Origin of the sequence: Parasegetibacter sp. NRK P23, from assembly GCF_023721715.1 — a bacterium.
Taxonomy (GTDB): domain Bacteria; phylum Bacteroidota; class Bacteroidia; order Chitinophagales; family Chitinophagaceae; genus Parasegetibacter.
Genome location: NZ_JAMDLG010000002.1, coordinates 50079 through 64947 on the forward strand (window position 1 = coordinate 50079; position 14869 = coordinate 64947).

Genomic DNA, 14869 nt, shown 5'->3' on the forward strand with positions numbered 1-14869 from the left:
AGCAGTTGTGTGGAATGCTTGTGTGGTAAGTGTTTGAGAGGTTTTCTGGTAAAGCCTACTAATGGTGTTAGGTATTTACACCTAAAGTTGGGGTGAATGCAGTAGCATGCATATATAATATAAGATACGGAAAATTTTAAGCCTTATCCGGCTAAAAAAAATTATAAAAAATTTTTACTGACCATTCATTTTTCGTGTGTGCTTGCAAGTGAATTATTAGTTTACTAAGTTTGTTTGTGTCATTCAATCCTTTGAAAGCATACAACCCCGAAACTAAAATCCAGTATATGATAACATCCTTACTTACGCGCGGTTCAGTGAACCATCTTTCACCCGCATTCAAAAAGTCGCGCTTATAGTTTTTACAGAAAGCTTGTTTCCTGCTTCAACCCGGTTGGCTGCGCTGATCGGATAAATCTATGCTTATGTACTCTTTCATACTGCTGAAGAAAAGCTTCATGCAACAGCAAACGTCCGTGTTCAGGACTTTCGCGTTGTTTTGTTGTTTGCTGCTTTCCGCCAACATGGTGCTGGCCGGAAAGCCTCCCGGGGTGCCCGATGTGGACCATCCCGATACCAGGCTCGTGGTGGTGGCGAACCTGGCCGTGGCCGATGGTTCTTCTACCAATACAGTGAAGGCGCACATCGTGGATGAGTTTGGCAATCCTGTAGTGAATCAGGAAGTGTCTTTTGAAGTGAACGGCACTTTCTTTACTGCGTTCACCAATGCCAGCGGCGATGCGTTGTTGTCTTTCTCTGTGAATACCGCGGGGAACGTTTCGATAAAAGCGAGGGTAGGAGGTAAACTGTTGAAGTTCTCCAATCCCATTACCGTAACCTTCGTTCCGGGACCGGTGAGCGTGGTGGTGGAGGATACTTATCTTGAAGTAGTACACGACAATGCCATTGCCAACGGAACGGCCACCAACCGGGTGAAGGCGCATGTAACGGATGCGAATGGTAACCTGATCATCAACCAGCCTGTCACCTTCCAGATACTGAGCGGAACCGGAACCCTGATGGGGTCACATACGGTAAATACGGGTCCCGGCGGAGAAGCGTACATTGATATTGTGAGCACAGTCGCCGGGCAGGTAAGTATCATCGCCAACCTGGGCGGACTCGCCATTGTGAATGGAAGTCCTGCCGTTGTTACGTTTGTGGCCGACGTGCCCGATCTGTCGGCTGGCGGGGGAACTGCGCTGAGCGTTGTTACGAACAATGCGGTGGCGAATGGAACGGCTACCAATAGTGTGAAGGCGACCGTGGTGGATGCGAACGGAAACCCCGTGGCCAATCAATCCGTGGAGTTTTTTATTTACAATGGTGTTGGCGTGATTGTAGGTTCATCAACGGTTGTCACCGGTCCCAACGGGGAAGCGGAAATTCAATTGACCAGCACCGTCGCCGGACAAGTAAGTATTACGGCTGAATTGAATGGAGCGCCAATTGTGAATGGAAGTCCCGCCGTTGTTACGTTTGTGGCCGATGTGCCCGATGTTTCGGCGGGTGGTGGCAGCAACCTGAGCGTGGTGACCACGAATGCTATTGCCAATGGAACGGCTGTAAACAGTGTAAAAGCAACTTTACGTGATGCCAATGGAAACCTCGTGGCGAACCAGGCCGTGGAGTTTTTTATCATAGACGGAAACGGAAATATAGTGGGTACTTCCACCGTTACCACCGATGCGAACGGGGAAGCAATAATTGAAATCACGAGTACGGTTGCTGGCAATGTAAGCATTGGCGCGAATGTAAACGGCACGGCCATTGTGAACGGAAGCCCCGCCATTGTTACGTTTGTGGCCGATGTGCCCGATGTATCAGCAGGTGGAGGTACACTATTGATAGTAGAGGATAACAACGCTGTAGCGAATGGTACTGCTACAAATAGTGTGAAAGCCATCGTGAAAGATGCGAATGGAAATCCCGTGGCCAACCAGGCGGTGGAATTTTTTATCGTTGATGGAAACGGAAACATCGTAGGAAGTAGTACTGTTAATACCGGTCCCAATGGAGAAGCTTTAATAACCCTTACCAGCACTGTTGCCGGCAATGTAAGCATCGGCGCGAATATAAACGGATCGCCCATTGTAAACGGAAGCCCTGCGGTGGTGACGTTCGTGCCCGATGTACCGGATGTTTCAGCGGGTGGCGGAACTTTATTACTGGTGGTAGACAACAATGCGGTGGCCAACGGAACCGCTACAAATAGTGTGAAAGCCATCGTGAAAGATGCGAACGGAAACCCTGTAGCGAACCAGGCCGTGGAATTTTTTATCATAGATGGCAACGGAAATATAGTGGGAAGCAATACCGTGATGACCGGTCCCAATGGAGAAGCGTTGATCACCCTTACCAGCACGGTTGCCGGTAACGTAAGTATTGGCGCGAATATCAATGGATCACCTGTCGTGAATGGAAGTCCTGCGGTAGTCACATTTGTACCCGATGTCCCCGATGTGTCCGCCGGTGGCGGAACTGAACTGGTGGTGGTCACGAACAATGCGGCCGCCAATGGAACCGCTGCGAACAGTGTGAAGGTGGTGGTGAAGGATGCAAATGGCAATCCTGTTCCCAACCAAACGGTGGAATTTTTTATCACAGATGGAACAGGTGCTATTGTTGGCTCGGCGACAGTTACTACAGATGCGAATGGAGAAGCTACGGTGCAAATTACCAGTACCGTGGTGGGTAACGTGAGCCTCCGCGCCGAAGTGAACGGCACACCCGTTGTGAATGGAATCCCGGCCGTGGTAACTTTTGTACCCGATGTGCCGGATGTATCCGCTGGTGGCGGTACGGTTTTGAGTGTGGTTACTACAAACGCGATCGCTAACGGAACGGCCACCAATAGTGTGAAAGCCGTGGTGAAGGATGCGAATGGTAATCCTGTTCCCAATCAAACGGTGGAGTTCTTTATCACAGATGGAACCGGTACAATTGTCGGAAGTTCGACAGTAACCACCGATGCCAATGGAGAAGCGGTGGTTCAACTTACCAGCACTGTCGCGGGCAATGTGAGCATCCGGGCCGAAGTGAACGGATCACCCATTGTGAATGGAAGTCCCGCGGTGGTAACGTTTGTACCGGATGTGCCTGATATGTCTGCCGGTGGCGGAACTGAACTGGTGGTGGTAACGAACAACGCAGCAGCCAATGGTACGGCCACCAATAGTATAAAAGCCGTGGTGAAAGATATGAACGGCAATTCCGTTCCCAATCAAACGGTGGAGTTCTTTATCACGGATGGAACAGGTACCATTGTAGGCTCCTCCGTTGTTACCACGAATGCCAATGGAGAAGCGCTGATCGAAATTACGAGTACGGTGGCGGGAATGGTTCGCCTGAAAGCGAATGTGAACGGAACGGAGATTATAAAAGGAAGTCCCGCTGAGGTTGAATTCATCTGGCAGCCCGATACGGATAATCCGGCCACCGTTTTATTGGTGGTGGATGATAATGCATTGGCCGATGGTACGGAAAAGAACAGCATCAAGGCGCATGTGGTGGCGCCCGATGGTAACGTGCTGCCCAATAAAAACGTACGTTTCAGGATCGCTTCCGGAAACGGGGAAATCGTAACGCCGCAACCGGTGATGACGGATGCGAATGGGGACGCGCAGATATATATCATCAGCCAAACGCCCGGCCAGGTGCAGTTCTCCGCTGATGTCGAGGATAAATCCATCAAGAACGGAAGTCCCGCCACAGTGAAATTCGTGACCCCGGATATTTGGGTGCCCCGTGTGTTCACACCCAACAACGATGGCAGGAACGATATCATCCGGCCCATCATTACGGCACCCATCAAATTCACTTACTTCAGCATTTACAACAGGTGGGGCAACCTGCTCTTTTCCACCGCCGATCCGAACAAGGGATGGGACGGTCGCTTCAAAGGGGTGATTCAACCCAATGAAACCTATATCTGGATCATAACCGGAACCGATAAAGATAACCATCCAGTGAAAAGAAGGGGCATGTTCTCCCTCGTTCGCTGATCCAATACATAAACCGATGAAAAACTTTTACATCATACGCAACTTTCTGCTGGCACTGCTTTGCATGGCAGGAACCCGTTCCTCGGCCCAGGAGATCAATTTCTCCCGTGCGCAGGACATGACCACCTGGTACAATCCTGCGCTGAAAACGGAGCAGAAAAGAAGTGTGAAGCTGAACTACCGCAACATCAATTACGACGGACTGATCGCTTACAACAGCACCAGCGCCATGTTTGATATGGGGATCGGCGGGGGAGAAGAGGGGAGTGGCGGCTTCCTGGGATTGAGTATTGGCGCGGCTTCCGATAAAAGCAACCAGGATGTGCTGAACAATACGCTGGGACTGCTCGGTATTTCTTACGCGGTACCGCTGGGCGGGAACGGTATTTATATAGCTGCGGGTGCACAAGGCAGTTACTTTCAGAGCCGGTTGAAAACAGGTTCAATGATCGCGTTCGGTGACCAGTACGACCAGTATGGTCCCATCGAGGGATCCGTGAGTAACGATGCGCTGGCGGCTGGCTGGTCCTACAATTATTTTTCCATGAACGCGGGTTTGTCGGTCTTCGGCAACAGCACTTCCGGGAACTGGTACATCGGCACATCGGTCATGAACGCGAACCGGCCTTTCGCCAACGAAATCAAGACCGAAGATTTCAGGCAGCACAGAAGACTGGGTATCCAAGCTGGTTATAAATTCATTACACCGGAAAAAGATGAATGCGCGTTCAATTCTTCCCTCAACTGGCAGGGAAAAGCGTACAAACACTTTTTTAACGGGGTGTACTTCAAACAACTGAAAGGTATTGATGGGGGGATTGGTATTGGAATGGGCTACCGTTACGATGACGCGCTCGTGCCATCCGTAGAACTCCGGTACGATAAGGCCATCATCGCCCTGGGGTATGATGTGAACATTTCCAGTATCAACGCGGCGGCGGTGCGCAGGAATGGCATGGAACTGGCGCTGCGCTTCGATTTCTAAATTTTCCGATATGAAAAGAACAATATTCCTCCTGGCCGTTTTTGTTGGATTGATGGCAGGAAACAATGGTGCGTCCTGGCAATATGGCACCCATTCCCAACGGGATACCCTACCCGAAGGCGGGATGAAGCCCGATAGCATCGTGCAGGTGGTGGATACGATCATCAGCGGGGTGAACGCGATGGTCGATTCCCTGCTCAAAGGGAATGATTCCACATTGGATTCCGCTGAAAACAAAACGGAAGAAGAAAAGGCCGCGACCACAAAACCCGCCTGGGACAAGCGCTGGTTCATTTCGCCCATGCTGAAGGTGCAGGCGGTGGATTTTGGTATGCACGAAAAGAACAGGAGCCAGGTGCTGAGTGGCGCGCATGAATTGTCGTTCCGCGATAAATCCGTTCTTTCCGCATCCGCTTCGGCCTATAAAAACCTCTCCGGAAGATTGTCTTTCAGTATCGATATCGGTATCGGACACGGCCATGTAACCAACGATACCACGATGGTGGAAAATACCGAAGCAAGGATGTACAACACGGGCGCCGCGGCTTTTTACCTCCACCTGCTTAAACCGCAGTTCAAACTACAGCCCTATATTACAGCAGGTATCAACAGCCTGGTGGGCGGAGAATCATACATGAGTGCGCCGCTGGGAATGGGCTTTAAATATTCCGGGCCAAAGATCATGGTGCATGCGCAGGCGGCTTACGGGATGGGGATGACGGATAATATCGCCAATACAATGATGTACACGGCTGGCGTATATATTCCGCTCAAGAACAAAAAAGCCGAAGAAAAAGAAAAGAAGAAAAAAGAAGCCAAAGAGAAAGAGAAGGACGATAAGAAAAATGATTCCAGCGCGAACGGGAAAAATGGCGGCGTAACCACCATTAATATTACCAACAACTATTATTACGGTGCGCCACCGGATTCCTCCCGGAAAAAATATCAGCAGGAAGAAGATGGCCCTGAAGCCATAGAACGCAAAAAGAAAAAAGCGGAAGAATGGGGTGACAATGGCGGTTGGGAAGACAGAGACGATATCGTTTCCCCCAAACCCTATGATCCCGATGATCCCATGACCTTTAAAAATGCACGCAAATTCGTGGTGTATTTTGAATACGACGATTATGCGCTCACCGCCAGCGCCTTCCGGGAAATTGACCGTGTAGTAGGGCTGTTGCGCAATAATCCCGGCATGAAAGTGCACCTGAAAGGACATACCGACCTGCGTGGAAGTGGTGTGTACAATACGCCCCTGTCAAAAAAACGCGCCCAGATGGTATTTGACTACATGAACAGCCGGGGCGTCCCTAAAGAACGGATGGTACTCAGTTACTACGGAAAAGATAAACCCATTACTGAAAAAGACGACCCTTCCACGGCATGGCTCAACCGGAGGACCGAACTGGTGATATATGACCCGGAAAATTAATGCCCGGTCAGTTCCTGCCATTTTTGCATAATATAGGCTGGTGGCACAATCATTGTCAACAATAATCGACATTAACTCATAATTCGAAAAAAGATAATATGGGAAAGATTATTGGAATAGACCTTGGTACAACAAACAGCTGCGTGGCCGTTATGGAAGGAAACGAGCCGGTGGTGATCGCTAACGATGAAGGTCGCAGAACAACTCCTTCCATTGTTGCATTCCTGAAGAACGGGGAAAGAAAAGTGGGTGATCCTGCCAAACGCCAGGCTATTACCAATCCACACAACACGATCATGTCGGTGAAACGTTTTATGGGACGCCGCCACGACGAAGTTTCCGAAGAAATCAGCCACTGGAGCTATAAAGTAGCGAAAGGTGACAATAATACCGTACGTATTGACATAGACGGTCGCCTGTACACCCCGCAGGAAATCTCCGCGATGGTGTTGCAGAAAATGAAAAAGACCGCCGAAGATTACCTCGGCCAGGAAGTAACGGAAGCCGTGATCACTGTTCCGGCCTACTTCAACGACGCGCAGCGCCAGGCTACCAAAGAAGCCGGTGAAATCGCGGGCCTGAACGTGCGCCGTATCGTGAATGAGCCAACCGCCGCGGCCCTGGCTTACGGTATGGATAAAAAAGGAACTGACCAGCGCATAGCGGTATTCGACCTCGGTGGTGGTACCTTCGATATCTCCGTACTGGAACTCGGTGACGGTGTGTTCGAAGTGAAATCTACCAACGGTGATACCCACCTTGGCGGTGACGATTTTGATAAAGTGATCATGGACTGGCTCGCGGAAGAGTTTAAGAACGATGAAAACGTGGACCTCCGCAAAGATCCCATGGCATTGCAACGCCTGAAAGAAGCCGCTGAAAAAGCAAAAGTGGAACTGTCCTCTTCTTCTGAAACAGAAATCAACCTCCCTTATATCACCGCGGTGGATGGCGTGCCCAAACACCTGGTGAAAAAACTGAGCCGCGCTAAATTTGAGCAACTTGCCGATAAACTGTTCGAGCGTTGCCTGAAACCATGCGAGGCCGCGCTGAAAGATGCCGGACTGTCTACTTCCCAGATCGATGAAGTGATCCTGGTGGGTGGTTCCTCCCGTATTCCCAAAGTGCAGGAGATTGTAGAGAAGTTTTTCGGCAGAAAGCCCAACCGTGGCGTGAACCCCGATGAAGTAGTGGCCATTGGCGCTGCTATACAGGGTGCCGTGCTTACCGGCGAAGTGAAGGACGTGCTCCTGCTCGACGTTACGCCGCTGTCCCTCGGTATCGAAACCATGGGTGGTGTAATGACCAGGCTGATCGATTCCAACACCACTATCCCCACACGGAAGTCAGAAACATTTTCTACCGCCAGCGACAACCAGCCTGGCGTTGAGATTCATGTACTCCAGGGTGAGCGCCCCATGGCCAACCAGAACAAGAGCCTTGGCCGCTTCAACCTCACTGATATTCCTCCCGCACCGCGTGGCGTTCCCCAGATCGAAGTAACTTTCGATATCGATGCCAACGGTATCCTGCACGTAAGTGCCAAAGACAAAGGAACCGGGAAAGAACAGAAGATCAGGATCGAAGCTGGTAGTGGTCTCACCAAAGAAGAGATCGAAAAAATGAAGGCTGAAGCCAAAGCGAACGAAGACACAGATAAGGCAGAAAAGGAAAAAGTGGAAAAGATCAACCAGGCCGATAGCATGATCTTCCAGACCGAAAAGCAACTGAAAGAGTACGGTGATAAAATTCCTGCCGATAAAAAAGCGCCCATCGAAGCGGCCATCGCCAAATTGAAGGAAGCGCACAAAACACAGGACATCGCCGCCATCGATACGGCTATGGCTGAAATCAATACCGCCTGGACCGCCGCCTCCGAAGACCTGTACAAGGCTTCCCAGGAAGGCGCACAGCCCGGTCCTGATGCTGGTCCGCAAGGTAATGCCGGCAACGCTTCCAGCGGTGCTTCCGATACCGTAACGGATGCCGAGTTCGAAGAAGTGAAGTAAGTATTATAGCTTTAGCATAATCTCAAGGCGCGTCTGCAGAAGACGCGCCTTTTTGTTAGGCTATCGCTTTGCGCCTCCGCACCTTTACGAGAGATTATTTTTTCACGCAATTGCTTCCTGCTACGCAGTTCGCAACGCAAAGGAGCACTGCTTCGTTCCTCGCAGACGCAAAGCCTTGCGTTTTGTGCAACTGTATTATTTTTTAGCATCTTACTTCGCAGCAACTTCTTGCGTGAAAATTTCCAGCGTCTTTACGGGCTTTTCTTCACATCTCCGCGTTGCGCCGTGGCGAGGTATGAAGCAATTGCGAGAAACAAACAACACAAAAACAGAGCCTAATAAAACACAAACAACGCTTTGCGTCCTTGCTCCTTAGCGTCTTTGCGTGGAAGTTTTCACCTTCCTTACCCTCTGCGTGAACCATTTACCCACTTCCCGCAATTCTCCCCCAAAAATGCTTACCTTCCGCCCCAGCCGCGCCTGGCTCAATATCTGCGTCCCATTTTTCATAAATCTTACCTGTGCGCACATTCATTTGAAAAGAATGTGTATATTGTACACGATACGAATGCTTCGCCTGCATTGCGGCCGATTATAAATTACTGATGATGAAGATCTGTTTTTATCTGCGCTACCACACACGGTTTGGCCAGTTGATGCTATTGGATGGGAACTTTATGACCCATGAGAAAGGAAAGGAATCTGAGTTGCTGGAAATGACCTACCTCAACAATGAATGCTGGATGGCCAGGATAGAGGTGGACCCGGTTCAACAAACTTCCTTACACTATAAATATTACCTCCGTTCGGATGACGGTTCACTGCATCCCGAAGGGGAAAACGACCGTGTGATCGATCTTTCCCGCATCACCGCGCAGGAGCTGCACCTCACCGATACATGGAACTATAGTGGTGAATTTCAGAATGTATTTTATACCGCGCCCTTCCAGGAAACACTTTTCCCGCGTTTACCATCGGCTGTACTGAAAGAAAAAGCCTGGCGTGGTAACACACATATTTTCCGTGTAAAAGCGCCATTGCTGGAGAAGGATGAAGTGCTTTGCCTTTGTGGCAGTATGCCGGCGCTTGGCGATTGGAGCACCGAAACGCCGGTTATACTGAACAAAGAAGGGAATTGGTGGACGGCCAAACTGAACCTGGCAGGACAACCTTTTCCGGTGGCGTATAAATATGGTGTGTATCACCTGAAGAAGAAACAATTCATCCGTTTCGAAGACGGGAACAACAGGATACTGTTCGATGCCCCAGCCAAAGGAAAGGTGCAGGTACTTCACGACGGATTCGCCTTGCTGCCCAACAACACCTGGCGCGGAACAGGTGTTTCCGTTCCTGTATTCAGCATCAGAACCGGCAATGGTTATGGTGTGGGTGAGTTCCCCGACCTGAAACTGCTCGTAGACTGGGCACACCGCGCAGGGATGAAAATGATCCAGATTCTTCCTGTTAACGATACTACCGCCACGCATACCTGGACAGATTCTTATCCGTATGCCGCGGTTTCTGCTTTCGCGCTGCATCCCATCTACCTGAACCCCGAAAAACTCGCGGGTAAAGAACAGGATAAGCTGGTCAAGAAATGGCGCAAAACCAGGAAAACGCTCAACGATTTACCGGAGCTGGATTATGAAAAAGTGATGCAGTTCAAATGGAGCGCTTTCCGGGAATTGTATGATGCGTTGAAAGAAGAAGTATTCCAGGATGAATCTTACAAAAGCTTCTTTCAGCAACACAGACACTGGCTGGAGCCTTATGCGGCTTTCTGTTACCTGCGGGATAAGTATGGTACTTCCGATTATACCCGCTGGAAAACACACAGTGTGTACGAGGAAAAAAGCATCCGTAAACTAACGGCCCGCGCCTCAAAACATTTTGACGAAATAGGGTTCCAATACTTTATACAATATCACCTGCACCTTCAGTTGGAGGAGGCCGTTACTTACGCCCATGGTAAAGGCATTGTGATTAAAGGCGATATACCCATTGGCATTTACCGCCACAGTGCTGATGCCTGGGTGGACCCATCTCTGTACAATATGGACCAGCAGGCCGGCGCGCCGCCCGACGATTTCGCGGTGAAAGGACAGAACTGGGGTTTCCCGACCTACAACTGGAAAAAGATGCAGGAAGACGGCTTCTCCTGGTGGCGCAAACGCTTCGAGCAGATGAGTCATTACTTTGATGCTTTCCGGATCGATCATATTCTCGGATTCTTCCGCATCTGGTCGATACCCCTGCACGCGGTGGAAGGCATCATGGGACGGTTTGTGCCCGCTGTGCCTGTGCACATCAATGAAATTTCCGCCAGGAGCATATCATTCGATCATACGCGCTTCTGCAAGCCATTCATCAACGACGCCATTATCTGGGAACTGTTCGATGGCGACGCGGAGCACATTAAAACACACTTCGTACAACATGTTGGAGAAGGGCTCTATGAAATGCGTCCCGGCTTCGATACACAACGTAAAGTAGAAGCCTGGTTCCATCAACTCGAACCGGGGGATTACCAGCACAAATTCAAGACCGGTTTGTACGACCTGTTGTCCAATGTAATCTTCTTCCCGGATGAAAAGGAACCGTTAGCTATGTTCCATTTCCGTTTCGGTATGCAACAGACGATTTCGTTCCGCGAACTGGATCATTATACCAAAACGCAGTTGGAAGAATTGTATGTAGATTATTTCTTTCGCCGCCAGGATTTTCATTGGAAGGAAGAAGCGATGCACAAACTGCCCGACCTGAAAGCTGCCACAAATATGCTGATCTGCGGCGAGGACTTGGGACTGGTGCCCGCCTGTGTGCCCGACGTGATGAAAGAACTCGGGATACTGAGTCTGGAAATCCAGCGGATGCCCAAAGGCAATACCAGCTTTTTCCATCCTTCCACAGCGCCCTATCTTTCCGTGATCACACCCGCCACACATGATATGAGTACGATCCGCGGTTGGTGGGAAGAGGACCGGTCGCGAACACAGGAGTTCTACAACCATGTTTTAGGCCAATGGGGCGAAGCGCCGCATTTCTGTGAAGCGTGGATCAATAAAGCCATCTTGTTACAACACCTGTATTCACCGGCCATGTGGTGCGTTTTCCAGGTACAGGACATATTAGGCATTGATGAACGTTTGCGCAGGGAGAACCCGCACGAGGAGCGCATCAATGTGCCTGCAAATCCGAAAAACTACTGGCGCTACCGCATGCACATTCCTTTGGAGGAACTGCTCCGGCAAAAAACTTTCACGGAGGAAATACAAACCTATATCCGTCAAAGCGGAAGGGGATGAGGTAGCAGAGTGAAAAATTTCATGTAGGTTTGAAGATGCCTTTCAGATTAGATTTTAAACTGCACGAACTGCCTTTCAAATATCCTTTCACCATTTCGAAAGGGACAAAAACGCACCAGCCCACGCTGATTGTACGTTTACATTGGAACGGACTCACGGGGTGGGGCGAAGCGCCGGCTATCACTTATTATGATGTGACCACTGAAAAAATGGCGGCGGTACTGGAACAGAAAAAGATGTTCATCGAAAAGTTCGCGTTCACGGAGCCGGAACGTTACTGGCATTACCTGCACCACCTGTTGCCCAACGATCCTTTCGTGGTGTGCGCACTGGATATGGCCGCCTGGGATATCTTCAGCCAGTTGAAAAGGATGCCCCTATACCGGTTATGGGGAACCGAAATTGCCGATGCCCCTGTTTCAGATTATACCATCGGCATCGCTTCCATCGATGAAATGGTGCGGAAAATGAAAGAAAATCCCTGGCCCGTTTACAAGATCAAACTTGGTACGCCCGAAGATATTTCAATCATGCAGGCGCTCCGTAAAGAAACGGATGCGGTCTTCCGTGTAGATGCGAATGCGGGCTGGAAACTGGAGGAAGCCCTCCGCATCCTGCCAGTACTCCAGGAACTGGGCGTTGAATTAATTGAGCAACCCCTCGCCAAAGACGATTGGGAAGGCATGAAAGTATTGTACGAACAATCGCCGATCCCATTGATCGCGGATGAAAGTTGCGTTTTTGAAAAAGATGTGGCGCTTTGTCAAGGTCATTTTCACGGCATCAATATAAAACTCACGAAATGCAGCGGCATCACCCCCGCGCGCCGTATGATCAAACAGGCACGGGAACTGGGTTTGAAAGTGATGATCGGTAGTATGAATGAGTGCTCTATTGGAACGGCCGCCATCGCGCACCTTTCCCCCCAGGCCGATTATATTGACGCGGACGGTCCGTTGTTATTGGCGGAAGATCCGGGAAAAGGAGGGGTGAAGTTTGAGGAATACAGGTGTGTGCCAGTGTATTAATCTGTTGGAAGGTTACGCTCCCCCCTCTTCAATAATTTGTTCTGCGAAGTCTAGTAATTCATGGAGCTTATTGGTAATAATATCCCACACAATATCGTAATCCACGCCAAAATAAACATGGATCAGGCGATTACGGGTATTTACGATCTTTCGCCATTCAATTTCCGGATGATCCGCTTTAAAGTCTGGATCTAGTTGGTTGCTTGCTTCACCGATGATCTCAAGGCTGCGAACAATTGCCCTTGAGAGAACGGGATCTTCAACAACTACATCTTTTTCTTTACCGGCAGTATTCTCCAGGATGAAACTAATCTCTTCTGTAATATGTTTGAGTAATTCCAGGTTAGATTGCAACATTTTCCGCCTGATTTAAAATATGCGGGCCTATATGTTTACTTAAAGATTGGGGTGTGACGAGTTCCACTTTTCGACCAAGCAAATCTTCCAGGAAAAAAGACAATTCCATAAAGTTGTCGAAACTCTTACGACCGGGATCGAAATCTACTAAAAGGTCGACATCGCTTTTTTTGCTTGGGCTGCCACTCGCAAAGGAGCCAAAAAGGCTCAGGCGTTCCACACCAAAAGATTTTATTTTGGAACGATTTGCCTTCAGCAATAAAAGCACGTCATTTTTATGTTGTACAGGTATCATTACGATACCAAATGTACAAAATTGTGCTGGCTAAACATGTATTACCTGGCGATTAACCCCGTGCGAAATCCAACTCATAATTCCCTTTCATCCTTTCCATCGGGGGATTGAAGTAGCCGAATTTCAACTGCGGAAACTCTTCCCTGATCAGGTCCATCATTTGGAGGATGCCCATACATTCTCCGGCATCTGTTACATTGATTTTACCGAGGTACCAATCGGGGTCAATATTGAAGTTTCGCCACTGGATCATACAGAGGTCGGTTTCGATGATCAGTTTCCGGAGTGCCTCGTATTCTGCTTCGCTATCGGTCATGCCGGGGAAAACGAAATAGTTGATGCTGGTCCAGGCGCCATATTTGCGCGCGACCTTCAGGCTTTCGATCAGGTCCTCGAATTGGTAGTTGTTGGGCAGGTAGTAGGGGGTGTAAATCTCTTTCCTGGCGCTGTTCATGCTCACGCGGATGCTGTTCAGTCCTGCCTGGCACAGCGCTTCCACCGCGGCGGGTTTACTTCCGTTGGTGTTGATATTGATGCTCCCTTTGGAAGTGTGTTTCCTGATCTCGATGATCGCCTCGCGGATGGTTTCCCACATCAGCAGTGGTTCTCCTTCACATCCCTGGCCGAAACTGATAATCGGGAAGGGAGCGGTTTCCAGGTGTGGTACGGTGAATTCCACGATTTCCTCCGCACGGGGTTTGAAGGCCAGCCGGTCCTGCGGACTCGTGATGGTTTCCTCCTCCGGCTGGAAAGATACACAGCCCACGCAGTTGGCGTTGCAGGCGGGCGAAGCCGGAACGGGACATTCCCAACGGCTCATGGCGAAATTGCGGGCCGCGGGACAGTTATAAGTCATGCAGCAGTTTTCCATCAGGTGCTTCACCAAACGGTTGTGCGGATAGGCTTTCAGCAGATTGTCGGCGCCCGATTCAATAATGTTGTCATCATAACCGGCACATTCCTGGCGGATATCCTTTTCAATTCTTACCGCTGTAACATAGAATTTATCGTCCAGCCAACCGGCGGCCGTATAGCAAAACAGTGGCAGGGTAGGCGCATCTTCCTGTGTTTCATAGGCGGCAAGGAAAAGCCCGGTATGTGCTGGTGGTACAAAAGCTGCCACGGCCCATCCCTTTTCACACAGCCGGAGATCACCTGTTTTCACATCAATGCCAATTCCTTTGCGGCCGGGGAGTTCATACAAGTTCCCGCCATCGGGCAATTCGATCCAGCTTTCTTCCGGAACGGGGTACGCATCCCAGCCACTTCTGCCCAGGGCATAAAGGGAGGTGTCTTCAAAAATGTTCCCGTTTCCATCGGAATACAATAAAAAAGGAGCCGACTTGATCGCCATAAAACACACGTATATCTTGGTAAAGAGGGCAAAGTTCGTTTTTTTTGGCCAACCGGAGGGATGGTTTGGTGAAGTATTTGCAAATTACAGGGTAAAGTAA

Annotated in this window: 9 protein-coding genes; 6 read left to right on the top strand and 3 right to left on the bottom strand. The window is 49.8% G+C overall.

The annotated features are described in order from the left end of the window. The first annotated feature begins 425 nt into the window (after positions 1–425). From M4J38_RS16540 to M4J38_RS16565, 6 genes are all read left to right on the top strand, one after another. Positions 426–4004: an Ig-like domain-containing protein gene (locus M4J38_RS16540; protein ID WP_251760911.1), complete on the top strand. Its 3579-nt coding sequence runs from the start codon at positions 426–428 to the stop codon at positions 4002–4004. Between the two features lie 16 nt (positions 4005–4020). After that, positions 4021–4989, top strand: a complete 969-nt coding sequence (locus M4J38_RS16545; protein WP_251760912.1) for a type IX secretion system membrane protein PorP/SprF — start codon at positions 4021–4023, stop codon at positions 4987–4989. Positions 4990–4999: 10 nt separating this feature from the next. Continuing rightward, positions 5000–6421, top strand: coding sequence for an OmpA family protein (locus M4J38_RS16550; RefSeq protein ID WP_251760913.1), 1422 nt, complete (start codon positions 5000–5002; stop codon positions 6419–6421). Between the two features lie 98 nt (positions 6422–6519). Continuing rightward, positions 6520–8430 (top strand): molecular chaperone DnaK, encoded by a 1911-nt coding sequence (gene dnaK / locus M4J38_RS16555; RefSeq protein WP_251760914.1) that lies wholly within the window; start codon positions 6520–6522, stop codon positions 8428–8430. Between the two features lie 605 nt (positions 8431–9035). Then, the gene (locus tag M4J38_RS16560) at positions 9036–11735 is read left to right on the top strand and encodes a 4-alpha-glucanotransferase (RefSeq protein ID WP_251760915.1); all 2700 of its coding nucleotides are present in this window, start codon (positions 9036–9038) and stop codon (positions 11733–11735) included. Positions 11736–11770: 35 nt separating this feature from the next. After that, a complete protein-coding gene (locus M4J38_RS16565) occupies positions 11771–12763 on the top strand; it encodes a dipeptide epimerase (protein ID WP_251760916.1) in 993 nt (330 codons plus the stop codon). A 12-nt stretch (positions 12764–12775) separates the two neighbouring features. Here M4J38_RS16565 and M4J38_RS16570 read toward each other — a convergent pair whose 3' ends face one another. The 3 genes from M4J38_RS16570 to M4J38_RS16580 are packed head-to-tail and all read right to left on the bottom strand — an operon-like array spanning position 12776 to position 14769. Further along, positions 12776–13120, bottom strand: a complete 345-nt coding sequence (locus M4J38_RS16570) for a DUF86 domain-containing protein (protein WP_251760917.1) — start codon at positions 13118–13120, stop codon at positions 12776–12778. Beyond that, positions 13107–13415, bottom strand: a complete 309-nt coding sequence (locus tag M4J38_RS16575) for a nucleotidyltransferase family protein (RefSeq protein WP_251760918.1) — start codon at positions 13413–13415, stop codon at positions 13107–13109. Before M4J38_RS16575 ends, M4J38_RS16570 begins: the two co-directional genes overlap by 14 nt. Before the next feature lie 52 nt (positions 13416–13467). Further along, positions 13468–14769 (bottom strand): radical SAM protein, encoded by a 1302-nt coding sequence (locus M4J38_RS16580; RefSeq protein WP_251760919.1) that lies wholly within the window; start codon positions 14767–14769, stop codon positions 13468–13470. Positions 14770–14869 lie beyond the last annotated feature (100 nt).

Coding starts and splice junctions, on each gene's coding strand:
- M4J38_RS16540 (WP_251760911.1), top strand. CDS start 426: ATGTACTCTTTCATACTGCTGAAGAAAAGCTTCATGCAACAGCAAACG.
- M4J38_RS16545 (WP_251760912.1), top strand. CDS start 4,021: ATGAAAAACTTTTACATCATACGCAACTTTCTGCTGGCACTGCTTTGC.
- M4J38_RS16550 (WP_251760913.1), top strand. CDS start 5,000: ATGAAAAGAACAATATTCCTCCTGGCCGTTTTTGTTGGATTGATGGCA.
- dnaK (WP_251760914.1), top strand. CDS start 6,520: ATGGGAAAGATTATTGGAATAGACCTTGGTACAACAAACAGCTGCGTG.
- M4J38_RS16560 (WP_251760915.1), top strand. CDS start 9,036: ATGATGAAGATCTGTTTTTATCTGCGCTACCACACACGGTTTGGCCAG.
- M4J38_RS16565 (WP_251760916.1), top strand. CDS start 11,771: ATGCCTTTCAGATTAGATTTTAAACTGCACGAACTGCCTTTCAAATAT.
- M4J38_RS16570 (WP_251760917.1), bottom strand. CDS start 13,120: ATGTTGCAATCTAACCTGGAATTACTCAAACATATTACAGAAGAGATT.
- M4J38_RS16575 (WP_251760918.1), bottom strand. CDS start 13,415: ATGATACCTGTACAACATAAAAATGACGTGCTTTTATTGCTGAAGGCA.
- M4J38_RS16580 (WP_251760919.1), bottom strand. CDS start 14,769: ATGGCGATCAAGTCGGCTCCTTTTTTATTGTATTCCGATGGAAACGGG.